At 54.4% G+C, this 19,279-nt stretch carries 19 protein-coding genes; 8 read left to right on the forward strand and 11 right to left on the reverse strand.

What is annotated here, in order from left to right; all coding sequences use genetic code 11:
• Nucleotides 1–146: 146 nt before the first annotated feature.
• The gene (gene gss / locus ACRCWW_RS21015) at nt 147–2,009 is read right to left on the reverse strand and encodes a bifunctional glutathionylspermidine amidase/synthase (protein WP_438684138.1); all 1,863 of its coding nucleotides are present in this window, start codon (nt 2,007–2,009) and stop codon (nt 147–149) included.
• Between the two features lie 234 nt (nt 2,010–2,243).
• Between gss and ACRCWW_RS21020 the strand changes: the two genes are divergently transcribed.
• Nucleotides 2,244–2,561, forward strand: a complete 318-nt coding sequence (locus ACRCWW_RS21020) for a hypothetical protein (protein WP_438684139.1) — start codon at nt 2,244–2,246, stop codon at nt 2,559–2,561.
• 37 nt (nt 2,562–2,598) lie between these two features.
• On the opposite strand, the gene ACRCWW_RS21025 is transcribed toward ACRCWW_RS21020, so the two are convergent.
• The 5 genes from ACRCWW_RS21025 to ACRCWW_RS21045 all read right to left on the reverse strand — a co-directional run bounded on the left by ACRCWW_RS21025 (nt 2,599) and on the right by ACRCWW_RS21045 (nt 8,034).
• Nucleotides 2,599–3,570 carry an ABC transporter ATP-binding protein gene (locus tag ACRCWW_RS21025; RefSeq protein ID WP_438684140.1) on the reverse strand — a complete coding sequence of 324 codons (972 nt, stop codon included), beginning with the start codon at nt 3,568–3,570 and terminating at the stop codon, nt 2,599–2,601.
• Nucleotides 3,567–4,544: an ABC transporter ATP-binding protein gene (locus ACRCWW_RS21030; RefSeq protein ID WP_438684141.1), complete on the reverse strand. Its 978-nt coding sequence runs from the start codon at nt 4,542–4,544 to the stop codon at nt 3,567–3,569. The genes ACRCWW_RS21025 and ACRCWW_RS21030 overlap by 4 nt, the downstream gene beginning before the upstream one ends.
• On the reverse strand, nt 4,537–5,382 hold the full coding sequence (locus tag ACRCWW_RS21035) for an ABC transporter permease (RefSeq protein WP_438684142.1): 846 nt from the start codon (nt 5,380–5,382) through the stop codon (nt 4,537–4,539). The genes ACRCWW_RS21030 and ACRCWW_RS21035 overlap by 8 nt, the downstream gene beginning before the upstream one ends.
• Before the next feature lie 6 nt (nt 5,383–5,388).
• On the reverse strand, nt 5,389–6,333 hold the full coding sequence (locus ACRCWW_RS21040) for an ABC transporter permease (RefSeq protein ID WP_438684167.1): 945 nt from the start codon (nt 6,331–6,333) through the stop codon (nt 5,389–5,391).
• A 108-nt stretch (nt 6,334–6,441) separates the two neighbouring features.
• Entirely contained in the window at nt 6,442–8,034 is a 1,593-nt protein-coding gene (locus ACRCWW_RS21045) for an ABC transporter substrate-binding protein (protein ID WP_438684143.1), read from the reverse strand.
• Between the two features lie 251 nt (nt 8,035–8,285).
• On the opposite strand from ACRCWW_RS21045, the gene yghU reads away from it, so the two are divergent.
• Together yghU and ACRCWW_RS21055 are read left to right on the forward strand one after the other, a co-directional pair.
• A complete protein-coding gene (gene yghU / locus ACRCWW_RS21050) occupies nt 8,286–9,155 on the forward strand; it encodes a glutathione-dependent disulfide-bond oxidoreductase (RefSeq protein WP_438684144.1) in 870 nt (289 codons plus the stop codon).
• Between the two features lie 107 nt (nt 9,156–9,262).
• Nucleotides 9,263–10,234 carry a diguanylate cyclase domain-containing protein gene (locus ACRCWW_RS21055; RefSeq protein WP_438684145.1) on the forward strand — a complete coding sequence of 324 codons (972 nt, stop codon included), beginning with the start codon at nt 9,263–9,265 and terminating at the stop codon, nt 10,232–10,234.
• Nucleotides 10,235–10,298: 64 nt separating this feature from the next.
• Here the strand turns inward: ACRCWW_RS21055 and ACRCWW_RS21060 are convergent, their stop codons facing one another.
• Nucleotides 10,299–10,802 (reverse strand): ESA_00282 family adhesion-associated protein, encoded by a 504-nt coding sequence (locus ACRCWW_RS21060; RefSeq protein ID WP_438684146.1) that lies wholly within the window; start codon nt 10,800–10,802, stop codon nt 10,299–10,301.
• A gap of 102 nt (nt 10,803–10,904) precedes the next feature.
• Between ACRCWW_RS21060 and ACRCWW_RS21065 the strand changes: the two genes are divergently transcribed.
• Together ACRCWW_RS21065 and ACRCWW_RS21070 are read left to right on the forward strand one after the other, a co-directional pair.
• Nucleotides 10,905–11,309, forward strand: a complete 405-nt coding sequence (locus ACRCWW_RS21065; protein ID WP_438684147.1) for a hypothetical protein — start codon at nt 10,905–10,907, stop codon at nt 11,307–11,309.
• A 3-nt stretch (nt 11,310–11,312) separates the two neighbouring features.
• Nucleotides 11,313–11,741, forward strand: coding sequence for a cytoplasmic protein (locus ACRCWW_RS21070; protein WP_438684148.1), 429 nt, complete (start codon nt 11,313–11,315; stop codon nt 11,739–11,741).
• Here ACRCWW_RS21070 and ACRCWW_RS21075 read toward each other — a convergent pair whose 3' ends face one another.
• The 3 genes from ACRCWW_RS21075 to exbB all read right to left on the reverse strand — a co-directional run bounded on the left by ACRCWW_RS21075 (nt 11,742) and on the right by exbB (nt 14,630).
• Nucleotides 11,742–13,196, reverse strand: coding sequence for a methyl-accepting chemotaxis protein (locus tag ACRCWW_RS21075; RefSeq protein ID WP_438684149.1), 1,455 nt, complete (start codon nt 13,194–13,196; stop codon nt 11,742–11,744). It abuts the gene before it with no gap.
• 270 nt (nt 13,197–13,466) lie between these two features.
• Entirely contained in the window at nt 13,467–13,892 is a 426-nt protein-coding gene (exbD, locus tag ACRCWW_RS21080) for a TonB system transport protein ExbD (protein WP_404659933.1), read from the reverse strand.
• A 6-nt stretch (nt 13,893–13,898) separates the two neighbouring features.
• Nucleotides 13,899–14,630, reverse strand: a complete 732-nt coding sequence (exbB, locus tag ACRCWW_RS21085) for a tol-pal system-associated acyl-CoA thioesterase (protein WP_438684150.1) — start codon at nt 14,628–14,630, stop codon at nt 13,899–13,901.
• A 250-nt stretch (nt 14,631–14,880) separates the two neighbouring features.
• On the opposite strand from exbB, the gene metC reads away from it, so the two are divergent.
• A complete protein-coding gene (gene metC, locus ACRCWW_RS21090) occupies nt 14,881–16,068 on the forward strand; it encodes a cystathionine beta-lyase (RefSeq protein ID WP_438684151.1) in 1,188 nt (395 codons plus the stop codon).
• Nucleotides 16,069–16,199: 131 nt separating this feature from the next.
• Complete coding sequence (gene yghB / locus ACRCWW_RS21095) at nt 16,200–16,859, forward strand: DedA family general envelope maintenance protein YghB (protein WP_438684152.1); 660 nt, start codon at nt 16,200–16,202, stop codon at nt 16,857–16,859.
• Nucleotides 16,860–16,938: 79 nt separating this feature from the next.
• On the opposite strand, the gene ACRCWW_RS21100 is transcribed toward yghB, so the two are convergent.
• On the reverse strand, nt 16,939–17,838 hold the full coding sequence (locus tag ACRCWW_RS21100) for an AraC family transcriptional regulator (RefSeq protein ID WP_438684153.1): 900 nt from the start codon (nt 17,836–17,838) through the stop codon (nt 16,939–16,941).
• 195 nt (nt 17,839–18,033) lie between these two features.
• Here ACRCWW_RS21100 and yqhD point away from each other — a divergent pair, with 195 nt between their 5' ends.
• Nucleotides 18,034–19,197, forward strand: coding sequence for an alcohol dehydrogenase (gene yqhD / locus ACRCWW_RS21105; RefSeq protein ID WP_438684154.1), 1,164 nt, complete (start codon nt 18,034–18,036; stop codon nt 19,195–19,197).
• Nucleotides 19,198–19,279 lie beyond the last annotated feature (82 nt).

The following is a 19,279-nucleotide window of genomic DNA, read 5'->3' on the forward strand; positions in this document are numbered from 1 at the left end:
AACGACACGGCGGAGCAGCGAATTAAATTTTATTTTGAAAAAATTATAATTTGTTTTGAATCAGCGGATTAAAAGCCCGGCGGTGCGGGCCAACGGGGAAGGTCTGGTAGGCCGGGTAAGCGTCAGCGCCACCCGGCAACAGAGACTCAGCGCGTTTTTTCCACTATCAACGGCTCAATATCACTCTCTTTTTTAATCACCAGCGAGTCATCACCCCGCAGGCAGGTGCCGCCATAATTGCCGCCGACGGTAAAGGTGCACACCTGAATGTACTTCCCAGCCACGTTCGGCAAACACCACAACTGCTGATAGATGTTTTTGCGGTCGACAAATTTACCTGAGCTTTGATCCAGCAACTCCTCGTCGTGGCTCACCAGGTCGATATTACTGCCGCAGCGCCCGGAAATGGGTTTGACGGCATAGCCCGTTTTCGCCAGCTCCTCGTTCACTTCAAAGTCGGTATTCAGCAGATAACGGTGGTGCGGGAAGAGCTGCCACAGTACCGGCAGAATAGCTTTGTTGCCCGGCACCACTGTCCACAGCGGCTCGAACACCATCACTTCCGGGCGCAGCAACACGTCAATCAGGCGAACTTCATTTTGCGGATGCCCGGTACGAATCGGCACCGCAGCAAATTCGGTTTCGCTGACTTCACGCACCTGCTCAATCGCGGTTTCCCATGCCCAGGTTTTCCAGACGCAGTTAACCGCTCGCCCGTCACCGTCAATCAACTGCCCGGCGGCATCCCAGCGCAACTCATCCAGGCCGTAGAGAATTTTGCTTTCAAAGCCCGCATCCGTCAGCGCCCGTTGCATAAAGCGCGCGTGATAGTTCTCTTCAAGATCTTTGTCCTGCATGATGTGCACAAATGGACGGGCAGAGCTGTGCTTCCAGGCCCCAATCAATTCACTGAGCAACTCTTCGGACGGATTAAAGCCTTTCCCCTGGTAGCCCGTTTTTGCCCATTGCTCCAGGATCAGCCCACCTTCGGTATGACACGAGGCAGAATCGGCGTTGTATTCGTACACCTTCAGCCCGCGCTCATCCATGCAGAAATCCATGCGCCCGGTGATCATATCGTGACGACGGCGCTGCCAGGAGAGACGCAAACGAGGCCAGAGAATTTTCGGGATATCAAACAGCGCCAGCAGATTGTCATCTTTCATGACTTTATCCGTGGCGTGCAGATACATCAGGTGCAGCTCGTTGGTGGCTTTAATCAGCTCCTGTTCGGCGCATTCCGTAATAGTGAAATACTGGCACGGATCTTTATTGATAAAGTGCCCGTTGGCGCGAACATAAGCCGCCAGCAGCGGTTCCTGCTCGTTCAGCCATTTGCCTTCGAACTGACCTTTGTTTTCCAGACGAGCACCCTGAATGTTCAATGCCTTCCCCGGCAGAGCCGGCTGCGGCAGGCTGTATTCGGTGTCGTCGGTCTGAATCATCCAGCCGAGTATGGTGGTGTCATCGAAGGTGTCTTCAATGACGTAGCAGCCGTCTTTCACCACCAGCGTCAGCTCGCGCGTCCACTGCTGGCCCTGCGGCAGCGGATGATGAATGACGTTTTGTTCAGCCACACGGACTTTATCGCCGATAAGCTGAGTGATCACCGCCACATGCCCGGTCTCGTTAAACTCGCCGCCTTTTTGCCAGATAAGCAAAGCGCCCGCAGTCGGCTTACGCTTTGAGCCATTCGCAAAGGCCTGAAGTGGCAGCAGATTGTCATTCACTACCTGACGCAGAAAACGCAGTGAGAAGATTTCATACGCCATACCGACATCGGTGAAGACAAAACCGTAGGTCAAAAACAGGAAGCGGCGGGCAAACTCCACGCACTGCCATTTGTGGCCCATATATTCATTGTCGATATAGCTTCGAAAGGAGGCATCACCGTGGGAGAAGCCATCGCCCAGGCTGCTGTAATTCGAGGAGTAAATCGCCACGCCTCCCGGCGCGTAACCTAACAACGTTCCAAAAGGAGCATCACTGCTGGACATACCTGTACTCATTCTTCCAACCTAATTATTCAGTTCACGGAAGCAGGCGGCTGTTTGACGTGCCGTTATCGTCGTCTGCACCTTGCCAGCTTTCTGGCATAAGTGAGTTAATCATACACCTCCCCCTCTGGCACTTCAGGATAATTAATCTTTATCCATTTGCTTCACCGTGATGCCAGGTAGATGATATTCAGCGGGAAAATGGATCACCTTCCCGGGCTTTTTATCTATGGAATACGGAACGGAATGATGCTGCCAATGGAAAGGGAAGATGATGTTGTCCTTCGCGTGAAAGGAATGGAAAAAATGCTCGAAGGAATTGTTCGCGAACTCAAAGTCAACAAGGGCGTTGTCGATGAGTTTATTCGGGACGACATCGCACGCTTTCGGCACTGTTCAAAGGATATTATCCACCACCATGTTTCTTCCGCCAGAACCGCTCGTCGGGAACTGGAGAACGTCACAATCCTCACGCAGAAAAGAGTGCGGAGCGTGGCGCAGAGTAACTGGATTTATGGATTAACCTTCGGCATGGTTATCTCACTCATTTTTCAGATGCTATAACCGCTGCGGCGGGAGACGTATACGCCTCCCGCTTTTTTTACCCCTTAAACAACCAGCAGGCGGCAAAATGACGCGGGGCAATCTCCTGCATCGGCGGTTCCTGCTGCTGACAAACCGGCATCGCGTGTGGGCAACGGCTGCAAAAACGACAGCCGCTCATGTCAGCCGTTGGGCCCGGAATGTCCCCTTTCAGGCCGCCAACCTCCAGGTGACGCACACGCGGATCGGGCTGCGGCACGGAAGCTAAAAGCGCTCGGGTATAAGGATGCGCAGGATGCGTGTAGAGCTCACCGGCCTCTGCAATCTCCACCAGCTTACCGAGATACATCACCCCGATGCGGCTGGAAATATGTCGCACCATCGACAGGTCGTGGGCGATAAACAGGTAAGTCAGCCCCAGCTCCTGCTGCAAATCCTGCAAAATGTTCACCACCTGAGCCTGGACTGACACGTCCAGCGCCGACAGCGGTTCGTCACACAGCACAAACTCCGGGCGAACCGACAACGCCCGCGCAATGCTGATACGCTGACGCTGGCCACCGCTGAACTCATGCGGGAAGCGCTGCAAATGCTCCTGCTTAAGCCCAACTTTATAAAGCAGTTCCTCGGCCCGTTCGCGCTGGGCCTGTGCGCTGTAGCCGTGAATGTTCATCGGCTCGGCGACCAGTTGCTGTACCGTCATGCCGGGATTGAGCGAGGAATACGGGTCCTGGAAAATCGCCTGCATTCTGCGGCGCAGCGGCTTAAGCGTTTTCTCCGACGCGTGGGCTATCTCCTGCCCGGCGAACGTAATCTCACCAGAAGTCACATCGAACAGACGCAAAATGGCGCGACCGAGCGTTGATTTCCCGCAGCCGGATTCCCCCACCAGGCCGAACGTTTCGCCGGGCAAAATATCGAAACTGACGCCATCCACCGCTCTGACAGCTTTCCCTTTGCGCAGCCAGCCGCCGTTCAGGGCGTAATGCTTTCGCAGCTCGCGAACGCTGATTAATGGTGCGTTGCTCATGCCTGATGCTCCTTATCCTGCCATAGCCAGCAAGCCGTTCGATGGCCTTCGCCACGTGAGTAAAAAGGAGGTTGTTTGTCGCATTGCGGCATCCGCTGCGGGCAGCGTTCGGCAAACGGACACCCCAAAGGCGGGTTGAGCAACCCCGGCGGTGAGCCTTCAATGGGCGACAGGCGATGTTCCGGATCGTCCGCGCGTGGCAGCGAGGCCAGTAATCCACGCGTATAAGGATGTGCAGGCCGCCAGAAAATATCTTCGACGCTGCCCTCTTCCATCACCAGGCCACCGTACATCACCACCACCCGACTACAGACCTGCGCCACCACGCCGAGATCATGGGTGATAAGCAGAATGGCGGTGCCGGTTTCCTGCTGCAAGGTTTTCAGCAAACGCAAGATTTGCGCCTGAATGGTGACATCCAGCGCAGTCGTCGGCTCATCGGCAATCAGCAATTCAGGATCGCACGACAGCGCAATGGCAATCATCACGCGCTGGCGCATCCCGCCGCTGAATTCATGCGGGTACTGATCGAAGCGACGCTCCGCATCGGCAATGCCGACCCGCCCAAGCATCTCGATGGCTTTGGTTTTTGCCTCGCGCTTACTCAAACCTTTATTGCGGATCAGGATTTCCGTCATCTGACGACCAATGGTCAACACCGGGTTCAGCGCCGTCATCGGATCCTGGAAAATCATGGCGATGTCATTGCCGCGAATGCGGCGCATCTGCTCCGGCGTTTTCCGGGCCAGATCTTCCCCGCGAAACTGCACGCGCCCGCCAGTGATTTTGCCGTTGTTGCCCAGTAGCTGAATCACCGATTTGCAGGTCACACTTTTGCCACAGCCCGATTCCCCGACGATACCGACCAGTTCACCTGATTGCAGCGCAAAGCTCACGCCGCGAACCGAATGCACTTCTCCGTCGCGGGTAAAAAAGGAGGTTTTCAGTTCCTCAAGCTCAAGTAAGTTAGGCATCGCGATTCGCTCCCGGCTCAAAGGCGGTACGGAACACATCGCCCAGCACGTTAAAACTGAATACCGTCAGCAGGATAAGAATGCCCGGGAACATCGCCAGCCATGAGGCTTCGCCAATGTACGACTGAGCATTGTTGAGCATACTTCCCCACGAAGCAGCAGGTTGCTGCACGCCAAGCCCAAGGAAGCTGAGCGTCGATTCCATCAGAATGGCCGAAGCGATGTTCAGCGTGGCGGCCACGATGATAGTCGGCAGCACGCCAGGAATGATGTGACGCACGATGATCCGCAAAGGGTGCTCCCCGGATGCGCGAGCGTACAACACGTATTCGCGCTCTTTCACGGTCAGCGTTTCAGCGCGGATCATACGCGACATGTTCATCCACGTCAGCAGGCTGATGATCAGAATGATGCTTTCCACGCCGGGCTTGAGGTACGCATTGAGCACCAGCAGCAGGAAGAAGGCCGGGATAGCCAGCAGGATATCGACCAGGCGCATCATCAGGTTATCGATCCACCCGCCAAAATAGCCGCTAAGCGTACCGACCAGCGTGCCAATCAGGGTGGAAAACAGCATCACTAAAAACCCGACCATCAATGAAATCTGCCCGCCGTACAGCGCGCGGGTTAAATAATCACGCCCGTATTCATCGGTGCCAAACCAGTGCGCCGCATCAGGCGGCAGCATGCGAGCGGCAAGCGACATGTGATCGGGATCGTAAGGGCTCAATCCCGCTGATAGCGCCGCGAGAATAAAAATAAACAACACCAGAAGAGAGAACTGCGCCGGACGATTGCGGCGTAGCTGGTGGCGAACGTTTTGCCAGCGTCTGCTCATCGTCGGTTACCTCAAGGTACGAATACGGGGATCGGCGAAGCGATACAGCAGATCCGCCACCAGGTTGCCGACGATCAGCATCAGCGACGACAGCAGGATGATCGCCATGATCAGCGGGTAATCCAGCGAGGTGATCGCCTGGATCCCCAGCAGGCCCATGCCCGGCCAGGAGAACACGCTTTCGGTGACGTACGCCCCGACGATCAGTTCGCCAAAGGACAAGCCAAACAGCGTGATCACCGGCAACAGCACGTTTTTCAATACATGGCGAAACAGGATGGTGCGGTACGTCGCGCCATAGGCAAGCTGCGTCTGTACGTAATCCGCCGACAATTGGCTGATGGTGTTCGAGCGCACATAGCGCACGTAGTTGGAGAGGTTGTAAAAGGTTAACGCGATGCACGGCAGAATGCCGTGGCGCACCACGTCCAGCCAGTTATCTTCCACCCCGATGGTGCGCATGCCCATGCTCGGTAACCAGTTTACTTGCACAGCAAAGACGGTGATCAGCAGGATGCCAAACCAGAAAATCGGCACCGATATCCCGATATAGGCAAACAGATTCAGGAAGTGATCGAGCCAGCGGTGTTTAAACGCGCCAGCCAACAGGCCCAGCGGCACGGCGAGAAGAATAGCCAGAATCAACGACGCACCCATCAAGCCAAGCGTGGCCGGAATGCGCTCGGCGATCATCTCCAGCACCGGGCGATGATAGATAAGCGAATAGCCGAGATCGCCACGAAAGACGTTTTTCAGCCATAAGAAATATTGCGTGGTGAGCGGCTGATCGAGCCCGAGGCTGTGGCGGATACGCTCGATATCCTCCGGCGCCATACGCGGCGTGACATAAGCTTGCACCGGATCGCCTGGCGCAAGTTTCACCAGCAGAAACGCTACCAGTGAGATAAAGAAAAGCATCGGCAGCAGTTGCAGCAGCCGACGCAAAAGCATTGGATTCACGACATTCCCTTTACAAAATGCACGGTGTGTTTACCCCCTCTCCCCTGCCCTCTCCCTTTGGGAGAGGGTTAGGGAGAGGGGATTTCCCGGCACAGAATTTTATTTTTGATAGATTTTCGACAAGTCCTGGAACATATAAACCGGTTTCGGTTCGGCTTCCTGAGTGCCGCCAAAACGCTTGTCGACCGCGACGGTCGCGTTGGTGTAGGCAATCGGGTAATAGGTCATGTCAGTGGCTACGGTTTGCTGAATTTGTTTGTAGATAGCCGCGCGTTTGGTCGCATCAGTTTCAACCGCGCCTTGATCCCACAGGGCATCGAACTGCGGATTTTTATAGTGCGCATAGTTATAAGCTTCGTTGCTCATAAACAGCGACTTATAGCCGTCCGGCTCCGGGCCCATGATGTAGCCACCGAGGTTCAGATCCCAGGCGGTGTTTTTCATGTCGAGGCTACGCTGCGACATCGCGTTAGAATCCAGCGGCATCAGCTCAACGTTCACCCCGAGCGCCTTCAGCTGCTGCTGAATATAGAGGCTCATGCTCTCCTGGGTTTTGTTGGTGTTGACGTAAGCCAGACGCAGTTTCAGATCAGCAGGTGCGCCGGAAGCTTTCAGCAAATCTTTGGCTTTTTGCAGATCGAATTTGTACTGATCCACATCGTCAGAATGATACAGCGTGTCTGGCGTCAGGAAGGAGGTCGCAGGCTTCGCGTAATCCTGTGAAGTAAACGCCGTCGTCACCAGATCGTCTTTATTGATGGCATAAGCGATGGCCTGGCGCAGATCTTTACTCTGCATCACCGGCACGTTCTGGTTGAAGGTCATGTACGCCAGACGCCCTTCCGGATAAACCACGAAGTCGAATTTGCCGGTGTTTTTCAGGCGCGACACGTCCTGCGGGTCGACCATCTTCATGTTGATCTCACCGTTTTGCAGCGCAAGATTGGCCGAGTTGCTGTCTTTCGCGAAACGGTAGGTGACGGAATCCAGCTTCGGTTTGCCGTTCCAGTAATCGTCAAAACGCGTCAGTGAGTAATACTGCCCTGCGCGATACTCTTTAAATTTGAACGGCCCGGAGCCCACCGGCGCATCGTTTTTGCTGCTCTTTTCCAGATCGCTTTCGTTAGCGAACACATGCTGTGGGATCGGATAGATCTGCACTAAAGTGCCGACAAATGCAGCGCTCACCTGCGGCAGCGTAAATTTGATGGTCAGATCGTCGACTTTGCTGACCTGCACTGGCTTGCCGCCAAACATGAACATGCTGCGGAAGAAGCTGTGCTGTTTGTCATCCAGCAGCTTATTGAAGGTAAAGACCACATCGTCGGCGGTCAGCGGTTGGCCATCCTGCCATTTGAGGTTTGGCTTCAGCTTCAGGGTGTAGCTCAGGTTATCGGCGGAAGGCGTCAGGCTTTCTGCCAGACCCCACTCGATTTTGCCTTCGTTATAGCTAAAGAGCGGGGCGTACAGCGCCTGCATAATGGTCAGCGTGGTGCGGTCGCTGGCATAAATAGGGTTCACCGCCAGCGGGTCGCCGGAAGTAATGCCAATAATCAGGGAGCCACCGTCTTTAGGCGCGGCGTTTTGATTCGCGGCTGGGGCATTGGCGGTGTCATTATTTTTAGCGTCGTCGCATCCCGCGAGACCGAGAGCCAGCGAGATCATCGCGGCGGAAAAAACCAACTTGCGCATACTTTACTAACTCCTTGCCATCAAAGGATTTATTATTTTTTGCTCTGCGAAGGTGCGCAGGACTCAGGGCATATTGGAGAGATTCCCGCACAAACTGAAATGCGATTTTCGTTTAAGCTTATATCCAAATTGATCTATGTAAGATGTTTTTAAAATAAGCCGTTAGCGATATCACGCCGCTGAATGTTAAAGATGGCAGGTGTCACCTGCTACACTCGGTCAATACTTCAACCAACAAACCAGGTACTCATATGTCTGACCCTAGCTATCAGCCTCCGAAAGTCTGGGAGTGGAAGCAAAACAACAATGGCGGCGCGTTCGCCAACATCAACCGTCCGGTGTCTGGCCCGACGCATGACAAGGAGCTGCCGGTTGGCACGCATCCTTTGCAGCTTTATTCCCTCGGCACGCCGAACGGGCAGAAAGTCACTATCATGCTGGAAGAGCTGCTGGTGCTCTGCGTCACGGGCGCAGAATACGATGCGTGGATGATCCGCATTGGCGAAGGCGATCAGTTCTCCAGCGGCTTTGTCGACGTCAACCCCAACTCTAAGATCCCCGCGCTGAGCGATCATTCCGTCACGCCACCGCTGCGGGTGTTTGAATCCGGTTCGATCCTGCTGTATCTGGCTGAGAAATTTGGCCACTTCCTGCCAAAAGATCCGGCTGGGCGCACCGAAGCGTTGAACTGGCTGTTCTGGTTGCAGGGCGCAGCCCCGTTCCTCGGCGGCGGGTTCGGCCACTTCTATAACTATGCGCCGGTGAAAATCGAGTACGCGATCGATCGCTTTACGATGGAAGCCAAACGTCAACTCGACGTGCTGGATAAGCAGCTGGCGAAAAACCGCTACGTGGCGGGCGAAGAGTACAGCATCGCCGATATGGCTATCTGGCCGTGGTATGGCAACGTGGTGCTGGGCGCGGTGTATAACGCTGCTGAATTCCTCGATGCGAACAGTTATAAAAATGTTCTGCGTTGGGCGCAGGATGTCGGCAACCGTCCGGCCGTCAAACGTGGCCGAATTGTTAACCGCGCGCAGGGGCCGTTGAACGAACAGCTGCATGAACGCCACTCGGCAAGTGACTTCGACACCAACACCGAAGATAAGCGCCAGGGATAATTCCTTCCGACCGGGCGTCATCGTCCGGTCACTTTTTTCTCACACGATATTTACACGTCAATACATTATTAGTATGAATATGTCTCACCCTGACATATGGCATATAAATGTCTGAAATCGCGCTGAAACAACAGATCCAGAACCTGAAAAAGCACAACGCCCGGCTGCTGCGCATCGCCCGTGATGCCAAAAGCAAGCTGAGCGCTGCGCTGGACGGGACGGGCCTCTGTTTGTGGCAACTGGACATTCCCAGCGGGAAATTGATTATTTTCAATCGCCGCTGGGGGGCGATGCTGGGCTATCAGCCGAAAGCCCTGAGTGCGAATTTCGAAGTGTGGCGCGAACACCTGCATCCGGAAGACAAACAGCGGGTGCTGGACGCGTTCTACGATCATCTCGACGGCAAAGCGCCGTACTATGAAGCCCTGCACCGGATGCTGCACAGCAACGGCACCATCACCTGGGTGTTGGATCGAGGTCGTGTCAGCGAGTGGGATGCGGACGGAAAACCGTTGAAAGTGACCGGCACGCATATCGACATGACCAAAGAGAAGCAGTATGAGGAACAGCTCTCGCTGCTCGCCAACCACGACCCGTTGACCGGGCTGGCGAACCGCCATGCGTTGCTGAAGCACTTCACCCGCATGCAGGAAGATGAAGCGATGTGTGTGGCGTTTATCGATCTGGATGATTTCAAAGCGGTGAATGACAGATTCGGGCACCGGTGTGGTGACGAACTGCTTATCCAGCTCAGCCAGCGCCTGCGCGAAGCCTGCCCGCCGGGTTCGGTGGTTGGTCGCCTTGGCGGCGATGAATTTGTCCTGCTGTTGCCTTTTTCGCTGAATAGCCTGTTGGTCTGGAGCACGGCGCATAATTGCCTGCGCGCAGCCCTGACGCCGTTTGAACTTGCCAGCGGCACTGCCTCGGTGGGCGCTTCTATTGGCATCAACGAAGTGCATGAAGAGGATGATTTTAGTGGCGCGCTGCTTCGCGCAGACACGTCGATGTATCAGATAAAGCACACCGGCAAGAATGGCGCGGCCATTGGGCAGACGCTGATTTCGCTCTCGGTGGAGTAGACGATAACCTGCCCGCAGGCTTACCGGGTCTTCAAGGTCAATGCCGTGCCGCCCGGCGAAACACTCAAACCTCCAGCGGGTCCACTACCGGACGCTGAAACTCCGGCCACACCAGGACGACCAGCGCCGGGTAGGCGTTGAGGCTAAACTCACGGAAACACTGCTGAAGGTTAAGCACATCCAAATCACCGCGAGGCACTTTCTCCCCGTTCAGGCAGCGTTTCTTTATATTGTCATAATATTTATACACCGCTGAATTGAGATCGCTGCAACGTCGCTGCGCCTCAAATAATCCCTCGGTGGCATTTAAATCCGCAATATTCATGCGCTTAATTGTCGCATGCAGAAAGTCGATATATTCGTGGTTAACCCGCCAGTACCACACGGGCGTAATCGCATTCATCAGCATCGAAAAATGGTCTTCACCTTCTTCTTTACTCATGGGTTTTACTGACTGAGGTGGCGTTTTTTCTTCCACCACCTCTTTTTTAAACAGACCAGAGATAACGAATAGAATAACAGCCGTCAGTAATAGCAGTGCTATCACAAAATAGATAATACTGTTCATGGTGGACTCCATTTTTTTTGATTTTAAAATTACGCCATGATATTGTCAACGAACCTCACACCTTTATTGCCCTTATCCTGTTGAACTAAAAGGACATCAGCCATGATACCCGAATCGCTGATCCCGGCCCGCTTTCATATTGCCCATACGGAGCCCTCTACCGGGGAAGCAGAAAATGATGTTGATTTAGCTCAGGGCAAGATATCGCTCGAAAATCATGAGGCAGATATATTAGCGGCGCCGGGTCGTAACGGCCAGTCACGCAATATGCTGCTGGAAGAACGCGACCGTCATATAAAGGACAGGCTGTTTCGGGTTGCCAAAATCGAAGCCTATGCGCGGGTGCTTAACGATCTGCAATTGGAAGCGGAAATTGACAGTCAGGAATTAAGTCAAATTATTGCCGAACAAACCGAAAAAATTAATGAAGCCGGAAATGAAATTTGGCTTAATTTGATTACGCGTGAAAAAACAGCATCGCTTTTTTACGATTTCCAGGCTGAGTAAAAAATGAAAGATCCCGATGATTATAACGTCAGGTTGACTTTAGATAACCAAAAAAGCGATGCCGTCATTCTGCAGCATAATCTTCAGGCACTGAAAAACGAGAAAAATGCCGTCATTGAGGAGATTGCCAAAGCATTGACCTCGATCCCGGCCTCGCTGGTTCGCATGAAGTGGCAGTATCGTCGCGAAATCTATGCCTTCCAGGTAAAAGAAGAAATTTACGGCGCGGCGCTGGCAGAAATTATTGCCCGTAATCCGCAGCTCAAAGAGAAGATCCTTGCCCACATAGAAGCCAGCTACCAGCACGTGCTGGCTCGTGAAGTCGCCACATTACGCCTGTCCAGAAAGCTCGCTGACGGCAACTGCCGCACCGCCAGCGTCAATATTGTGGCGCCGGAAGAAACCCCGCCGACGCCCGATAAACTCCGTTGATTACACCAGCCTGAAGACCGATATCGAGGTCTTCAGTTCCCCGGTCTGCCTTTGCTGCTGCTGCGCCACCTGCATGGTCTGCGCCACGTGCTGCACGTTCTCCTGCACGCTGGCATCAATGCTCGCAATGCTGCCGTTAATTTGCAGAATGCTGGCCCGTTGCTGTTCGCTCATCAGCGACAACGCTTCAACCAGCGTCAGCAGGCTGTCGATACTGCCGATCATCACCTGCATGGTTTTCCCCGCCTGCTCAACCTGATTTGCGCCCTGCTGAGTACTTTCCACTGACGCCGCTATCAACTGGCGGATATCCTTCGCGGCACTCTCGCAACGTAACGCCAGCGTACGAACTTCAGCGGCGACAACCGCAAAGCCTTTGCCATGTACACCCGCTCTCGCCGCCTCCACTGACGCATTCAGCGACAAAATATTGGTCTGGAAGGCAATCCCATCAATCAGTTCGAGAATGCCATTTATCCGCAGAGACTCATCGCGGATATGCACCATCGACGCCATCGCCGCGCGAATACTTTCGCCACCTTGCTGGGCGACATTGCTCGCCTGAAGCGCAAGCCCGCGTGCCTCATTGGCTTTCTCACTGGTTTGCACCGCAGCGCCCGCCAGCTGTTCCATCGCGCAGGCCGCCACCGCCAGTGACTGCGCCTGATTGTCCGTCCTTTCTGAAAGCGAGGTATTTCGCAGCAGTAAGGTCTGGGCATCTTCGAGCATCTGAGACACGCTGTGACTCACCTGCATCAGGGTGCTGCGCATCGTGCCAAGCGTCAGGCTGAATGTTTTGGCAAAACTTGAATGACTCGCCTGATGCGCTTCCGTCAGCGTCAGGCACCCAGGCTCCCGGTTAATCACCGAGGCTAACTTTGCCACTTCACTGGCAGAACGCGCGTCCTGCTCCATCCGCAGTGCCATCAGCACCAGAATAATGGTTTGCGCCACCACGAAGACCGCATGCATCAACACCATCTCAATGCCGGGCCCCATTTCAAAAACAACAATGCCGAACAGCGCTTTGGCCTGCAGATAGTTGAAGGCGAGATGATGAACGGCAATCACTGCCGCACCTGCGACCAGCGGCTTCCAGTCACGCCAGGCCAACAGCGCAGAGAGCAACACAAAAACGGAAAAGTGGTATTCCGTCCCTCCCGCGCCCAATTGAATGAGCAGCGCAGAGTAGGCCATCAGAATAAAGGCCAGCAGCAGACGGGTCGCCAGCTTGCCGGGTAACACCAGACACGAAACCGTGCTGAGTACCGCCAGCAGCGAAGCGACAGGCAGTGCCACGATCGTTTGTGCAGTGAGCAGCCCAAAGACCACAGAAATCGCCCACAGGATCCAGACCAGCGCCAGAATCAGGCGATCTGCCCGGCGGCGAATGGCGGAAAGGGAAATGATGTCACGTGAAGCTGAAGTTGAGCCGAATAACGTCGTGAGGGCCATAAGGGACTCCATGCTGTGCAGGTAGGTAACGCCCCGTTTTCACGGTGCTTTTTTTATAATGTTCCTGACTAAGCGTAGAGAGGTTTAAGGCGGGCGCCAGTGGCGAAACGGAATATTTCGCCGGCGAAGTAAAAACCTAAAAACATGATATATCAGTAAGATAGCGGTTCTGTTTTGGGCGACGTAACGCTCGATAAAGTCGCGTTTGGACAGCGTTTTCTGTGGCATAAAAAAACCGGCGCAAGGCCGGTTCTTTTCAATAACGGGGCATTATTTTGCCGCAGCGTGTTCTTCACCCACCAGGCCAATCTTCAGATACCCGGCCTGATGCAGCGTATCCATCACTTTCATCATCGTTTCGTAGTTCACGGTTTTATCCGCGCGGAAGAAGATAGTGGTGTCTTTCTTGCCTTCCGTCAGCGAGTTGATGGCGTTCACCATCGTCTCGTCGCTCACCGGATCGTTGCCAAGGAACATGCTGTTATCCGCTTTAACGGTCAGGTAAACAGGTTTTTCCGGGCGCGGCTGCGGCTGACTGGAAGAGGCAGGTAAATTCACTTTCACGTCAACGGTCGCGAGCGGCGCAGCCACCATGAAGATGATCAGCAAAACCAGCATGACGTCGATAAACGGCGTCACGTTGATTTCATGCATTTCGCCGTTATCGTCCAGGTTTTCGTTGAGACGCATTGCCATTGGCTATCACCCTACCCGTAATTTCTGGGCGGTACGCACCGGCTGTGAACCGCTGGCATTGAGGTCGAGGTCACGGCTTTGCAGCAGCAGAACCTGCGCGGCTACATCACCCAGCAGCGCTTTGTGGCTGCCAATCATACGAGCAAAGACGTTGTAGATAACGACTGCCGGAATAGCAGCAAACAGGCCAATCGCGGTTGCCAGCAGCGCTTCGGCGATACCCGGCGCGACGACAGCCAGGTTCGTCGTCTGGGTTTGAGCGATGCCGATAAAGCTGTTCATGATGCCCCAAACGGTACCGAACAGACCGATAAACGGAGAAATGGCACCGATGGTGGCCAGATAGCCGTTGCCACGGCCCATGTGACGACCCGCAGCGGCAACGCGGCGTTCCAGACGAAAACCGGTACGCTCTTTAATGCCTTCGTTATCTTCGGCACCCGCGGAGAGTTCCAGCTCGTTCTGCGCTTCATTAATCAGTAACGTGCTGAGGCTTTTGGCCTGGAAGGAAGAGGCAATGTCAGACGCCTGGTTCAGTGAACGTGCTTCGGCTAACAGCTGCTGTTCGCGCTTGAGGCGGCGCTTTTGCGTTAACAGTTCGGTGCTTTTGCTGAAGAAGATGGCCCAGGTGATGACCGATGCCAGAATCAGGCCGATCATAACCACCTTCACTACGATGTCGGCATGATGATACATACCCCAAACGGAGAGATCCGCCTGCATCAAATTATTACCCACTCTGTATCTCCAGGATCTAAATCACAAAATCTGAGCGTAATAATATCAAAACGTCGTCGAATTGATAGTCGTTCTCATTACTATTTACATACTGACGCAATCATGGCTACTTTTCATTGCGCTTACGCAGTAAAAAGAGGCTTAGCGGCGAGATGACAAAATTTTCTGCTTTATCGGTGAAGCCATCGCACTTCACCTGACAATCATGCTAGTTTAGACGTCCAGACGTATAAAAACAGGTAACGCGAACATGTCCGATAAGCAACTTGATACCGTGCTGGTGAACGCCGGGCGCAGTAAAAAATACACTCAGGGCTCGGTGAACAGCGTCATTCAGCGCGCCTCATCCCTTGTCTTCGAGACTGTCGAGGCCAAAAAGCACGCCACCCGCAATCGCGCCAAAGGCGAGCTCTTCTATGGTCGTCGCGGCACGCTGACCCATTTCTCTTTGCAGGAAGCCATGTGCGAACTGGAAGGCGGCGCGGGCTGTGCGCTGTTCCCTTGCGGCGCGGCGGCTGTTGCCAATACTATCCTGGCCTTTGTGGAACAGGGCGATCACGTCCTGATGACCAACACCGCGTACGAGCCAAGCCAGGATTTCTGCACCAAAATTCTCGCCAAACTGGGCGTGACCACCGGCTGGTTTGATCCACTGATTGGTGCTGATATCGAAAAGCTGATCCAGCCAAACACCAAAGTGGTGTTTCTGGAATCTCCAGGCTCTATCACCATGGAAGTGCATGATGTGCCCGCCATTGTGGCTGCCGTTCGCCGCGTGGCCCCTGAAGCGATTATTATGATCGACAACACCTGGGCCGCTGGCGTGCTGTTTAAAGCGCTGGATTTCGACATCGACATCTCCATTCAGGCGGCGACCAAATACCTCATTGGCCATTCCGACGGCATGATCGGCACGGCGGTGTCTAACGCTCGCTGTTGGGATCAACTGCGTGAAAATGCCTACCTGATGGGCCAGATGGTGGATGCCGATACGGCCTACATGACCAGCCGTGGCCTGAGAACGCTGGGTGTACGTTTACGACAGCATCACGAAAGCAGCCTGAAAATTGCCGAATGGTTAGCTCAGCATCCACAGGTTGAACGCGTCAATCATCCGGCGTTACCGGGAAGTAAAGGCCATGAGTTCTGGAAACGAGACTTTACGGGTAGCAGCGGTTTATTCTCATTTGTTCTCAAAAAACGGCTCAATGACGCCGAGCTGGCAGCGTATCTGGATAATTTTACCCTCTTCAGCATGGCCTATTCCTGGGGCGGTTACGAGTCGCTGATCCTCGCCAACCAGCCCGAGCAGCTGGCGGCCATTCGCCCGGACGCAGAGCTGGACTTCAGCGGGACGCTGGTACGACTGCACATCGGTTTAGAAAATGTTGACGATCTTATCCACGATTTGTCTGCGGGCTTCGAACGCATCGTGTAAAGTGGCAACCCAATGGACACAATTTCAGACAGTCCCCGCTAAAACTGCCTGCATTGTTGCGCCCGGGATCAAGGCATCCCGGGCGATTCAGGAGTACACTACACAGAAAATGTCAGTCCACAGGAAAGTCCATGGTTGTTATTCAGGAGATTGTCGCCGCGCTTTGGCAACATGATTTTACCGCGCTGGCGGACCCGCACGTTGTGGGGGTAGTTTATCTGGTCATGTTTGCAACATTGTTTTTAGAAAATGGTCTGCTGCCTGCGTCTTTCCTGCCGGGAGACAGCTTGTTGCTGCTCGCGGGAGCCCTGATTGCAAAAGGGGTAATGGGTTTTATGCCAACCCTGATAATCCTGACCGCCGCCGCCAGCCTGGGTTGTTGGCTAAGCTACATTCAGGGCCGCTGGTTGGGTAACACAAAAATGGTCAAAGGCTGGCTGGCTCAACTGCCCGTTAAATATCACGAGCGTGCCACCTGCATGTTCGATCGCCACGGCTTACTGGCGCTGCTGGCCGGGCGTTTCCTCGCGTTTGTTCGCACCCTTCTGCCGACCATGGCGGGCATTTCCGGCCTGTCCAACCGCCGTTTCCAGTTCTTTAACTGGTTAAGCGCTGTGCTGTGGGTCGGCGTCGTCACCAGCTTCGGTTATGCACTGAGCATGATCCCGTTCGTGAAACGCCACGAAGATCAGGTGATGACCTTCCTGATGATCCTGCCAATCTTCCTGCTGGTCTGCGGCCTGCTCGGCACGGTGATTGTGGTGATTAAGAAGAAGTACTGCAGCGCCTGATTTTTCCCCTCACCCTGACCCTCTCCCCAAAGGGGCGAGGGAATGATTTGCCCCCTCTCCCTTCTCAGGAGAGAGTCAATCACACCCCCTGCATCCCGCGAATGCGAGCCGCATCTTCCCCCGGCGTTAAACCAAAGTAGCGTTTAAACTCACGGCTGAACTGGGAAGCACTTTCATAGCCGACCTTCATCGCCGCGGTGCTGGCCTTCAGCCCGTCGTGCACCATCATCATTCTCGCTTTGTGCAAACGGTAGGTTTTCAGATACTGCAACGGCGAGGTGCTGGTCACAGATTTAAAGTTATGGTGAAACGCCGACACGCTCATATTCGCCTCCGCCGCCAGCTGATCCACGCTCAGGTTTTCCGTGTACTGGCTTTCAATTCGCTTCAGCACCCGGCTAATCAGGCTGAAATGCGTCTGGCGGCTGACCAGCGCCAGCAATGCCCCGCCCCGTGGCCCCATCAGCACGTGGTAGAGCATCTCGCGAATAATCTGTTTGCCGAGAATTCTCGCATCCAGTGGGCGTTCCATCACCTCCAGCAGGCGCTCAGCCGCACACAGAATGTCGTCAGATAAGGTCGCTGAGTTGATCCCACTCGCCGCCATCGACGGCTGAAACAGCTCGTCTTCACCGATGTCCATCAGCAGTTCCTGCAATTGCAGGATATCCACATTCAGGCGCAATCCTGCCAGCGGCACTTCCGGCGTGGCAAAGGTTTCACATTCGAACGGCAGCGGGACAGTTAATAACAGGTATTCATTGGCATCATAACGAAACACGCGTTCGTTAATATGACCGATTTTATGGCCCGAAAAGAGAAAAACGATGCCTGGCTGGTACATCACCGGCGTGCGGGTTCCGGGCTGCGTGCCGTAGAGAAGGCGGATATCCGGCAACAGCGCGGTGAGATTTTCTTCATTGTTTTTCAGCTGCTTAATTTTATCTGTCAGCAGCAGACAGGTCTCTTCGCGGTTCATTCTGGATAACATTCCGGGCAGGTTTCGATGACAACAGTGTGAACGTTACTGTTCATTTCCTCCAGCCCTCTGGAGAAATGGGCAAGACAATGGCAGGAATATGCATTGAGACTGGCCCCCTGGAAGACCACAATACACTCCATCAGGCAGCACCGCGTCTGCCCTCTTTTTCACCTGCACTTAAGGGAACAAGCTATGTTTAATTTTGACCTGCACACACCAACCCGCATTTTATTTGGCAAAGGCGCTATCGCCGACCTGCGTGCGCAAATTCCTGCCGATGCCCGAGTTCTGGTGACTTACGGCGGCGGCAGCGTGAAGAAAACCGGCGTGCTGGATCAGGTGCTGAGTGCCCTGAACGGCCTCGACGTGCTGGAGTTTGGTGGTATCGAACCAAACCCTTCTTACGAAACGCTGATGAACGCCGTGACCCTCGCCCGCGAAGAAAAAATCACGTTCCTGCTGGCTGTTGGCGGCGGTTCTGTACTGGACGGCACGAAATTCATCGCGGCGGCAGCCCATTACGCAGACGGCGTTGATCCATGGGAAATCCTGCAAACGGGCGGCAGCAAGATTGAAAGCGCGATTCCTATGGGTTCTGTGCTGACACTGCCAGCCACAGGCTCCGAATCCAACATGGGTGCGGTGATTTCCCGTAAAACCACCGGCGACAAACAGGCGTTTATGAACCCGCTCGTGCGCCCGGTCTTTGCCGTGCTTGACCCGGTTTACACCTACACCCTGCCGCCGCGTCAGGTTGCCAACGGAGTGGTAGATGCGTTTGTTCATACCGTTGAGCAGTACGTCACTTATCCGGTGAATGCCAAAATTCAGGACCGTTTCGCCGAAGGCATTCTGCTGACGCTGGTTGAAGAAGGCCCGAAAGCGCTGAAAGAGCCGGAAAACTACGATGTGCGCGCCAACGTCATGTGGGCTGCGACTCAGGCGCTGAACGGCCTGATTGGGGCTGGCGTACCGCAGGACTGGGCAACGCATATGCTGGGCCATGAACTGACAGCGATGCACGGCCTGGATCACGCTCAGACGCTGGCCGTTGTTCTGCCTGCGCTGTGGAATGAAAAACGTGACACCAAACGCGCCAAACTGCTGCAATACGCAGAGCGCGTGTGGAACATCACCGAAGGATCTGAAGACGCACGCATCGACGCGGCCATCGCGGCAACCCGTGATTTCTTCGAAGCAATGGGCGTACCGACTCGCCTGTCCGGCTACGGTCTGGACGGCAGCACTATCCCGGCGCTGCTGAAAAAACTCGAAGAGCACGGCATGACGAAAATCGGTGAACATCAGGATATTACCCTTGAAGTCAGCCGTCGCATTTACGAAGCGGCACGCTAAGGGATTTCCGCTTAACCTTTCGTTTTCTCGTATTTCGACCAGACTTAGTGTTACCCATTCACCGGATAGCGAGATGTTACCC

The sequence above is a fragment of the Scandinavium sp. genome, from assembly GCF_051650185.1.
Classification (GTDB): domain Bacteria; phylum Pseudomonadota; class Gammaproteobacteria; order Enterobacterales; family Enterobacteriaceae; genus Scandinavium.

Excerpts from the sequence above, each read along its gene's own strand:
- ACRCWW_RS21060 (WP_438684146.1), bottom strand. The coding sequence starts at position 10,802 with ATGAACAGTATTATCTATTTTGTGATAGCACTGCTATTACTGACGGCT.
- ACRCWW_RS21020 (WP_438684139.1), top strand. The coding sequence starts at position 2,244 with ATGATGCTGCCAATGGAAAGGGAAGATGATGTTGTCCTTCGCGTGAAA.
- yghU (WP_438684144.1), top strand. The coding sequence starts at position 8,286 with ATGTCTGACCCTAGCTATCAGCCTCCGAAAGTCTGGGAGTGGAAGCAA.
- yghB (WP_438684152.1), top strand. The coding sequence starts at position 16,200 with ATGGTTGTTATTCAGGAGATTGTCGCCGCGCTTTGGCAACATGATTTT.
- yqhD (WP_438684154.1), top strand. The coding sequence starts at position 18,034 with ATGTTTAATTTTGACCTGCACACACCAACCCGCATTTTATTTGGCAAA.
- ACRCWW_RS21035 (WP_438684142.1), bottom strand. The coding sequence starts at position 5,382 with ATGAGCAGACGCTGGCAAAACGTTCGCCACCAGCTACGCCGCAATCGT.
- gss (WP_438684138.1), bottom strand. The coding sequence starts at position 2,009 with ATGAGTACAGGTATGTCCAGCAGTGATGCTCCTTTTGGAACGTTGTTA.
- ACRCWW_RS21040 (WP_438684167.1), bottom strand. The coding sequence starts at position 6,333 with ATGCTTTTGCGTCGGCTGCTGCAACTGCTGCCGATGCTTTTCTTTATC.
- ACRCWW_RS21055 (WP_438684145.1), top strand. The coding sequence starts at position 9,263 with ATGTCTGAAATCGCGCTGAAACAACAGATCCAGAACCTGAAAAAGCAC.
- ACRCWW_RS21100 (WP_438684153.1), bottom strand. The coding sequence starts at position 17,838 with ATGAACCGCGAAGAGACCTGTCTGCTGCTGACAGATAAAATTAAGCAG.
- ACRCWW_RS21075 (WP_438684149.1), bottom strand. The coding sequence starts at position 13,196 with ATGGCCCTCACGACGTTATTCGGCTCAACTTCAGCTTCACGTGACATC.
- exbD (WP_404659933.1), bottom strand. The coding sequence starts at position 13,892 with ATGGCAATGCGTCTCAACGAAAACCTGGACGATAACGGCGAAATGCAT.
- ACRCWW_RS21025 (WP_438684140.1), bottom strand. The coding sequence starts at position 3,570 with ATGAGCAACGCACCATTAATCAGCGTTCGCGAGCTGCGAAAGCATTAC.
- ACRCWW_RS21030 (WP_438684141.1), bottom strand. The coding sequence starts at position 4,544 with ATGCCTAACTTACTTGAGCTTGAGGAACTGAAAACCTCCTTTTTTACC.
- ACRCWW_RS21045 (WP_438684143.1), bottom strand. The coding sequence starts at position 8,034 with ATGCGCAAGTTGGTTTTTTCCGCCGCGATGATCTCGCTGGCTCTCGGT.
- ACRCWW_RS21065 (WP_438684147.1), top strand. The coding sequence starts at position 10,905 with ATGATACCCGAATCGCTGATCCCGGCCCGCTTTCATATTGCCCATACG.
- ACRCWW_RS21070 (WP_438684148.1), top strand. The coding sequence starts at position 11,313 with ATGAAAGATCCCGATGATTATAACGTCAGGTTGACTTTAGATAACCAA.
- metC (WP_438684151.1), top strand. The coding sequence starts at position 14,881 with ATGTCCGATAAGCAACTTGATACCGTGCTGGTGAACGCCGGGCGCAGT.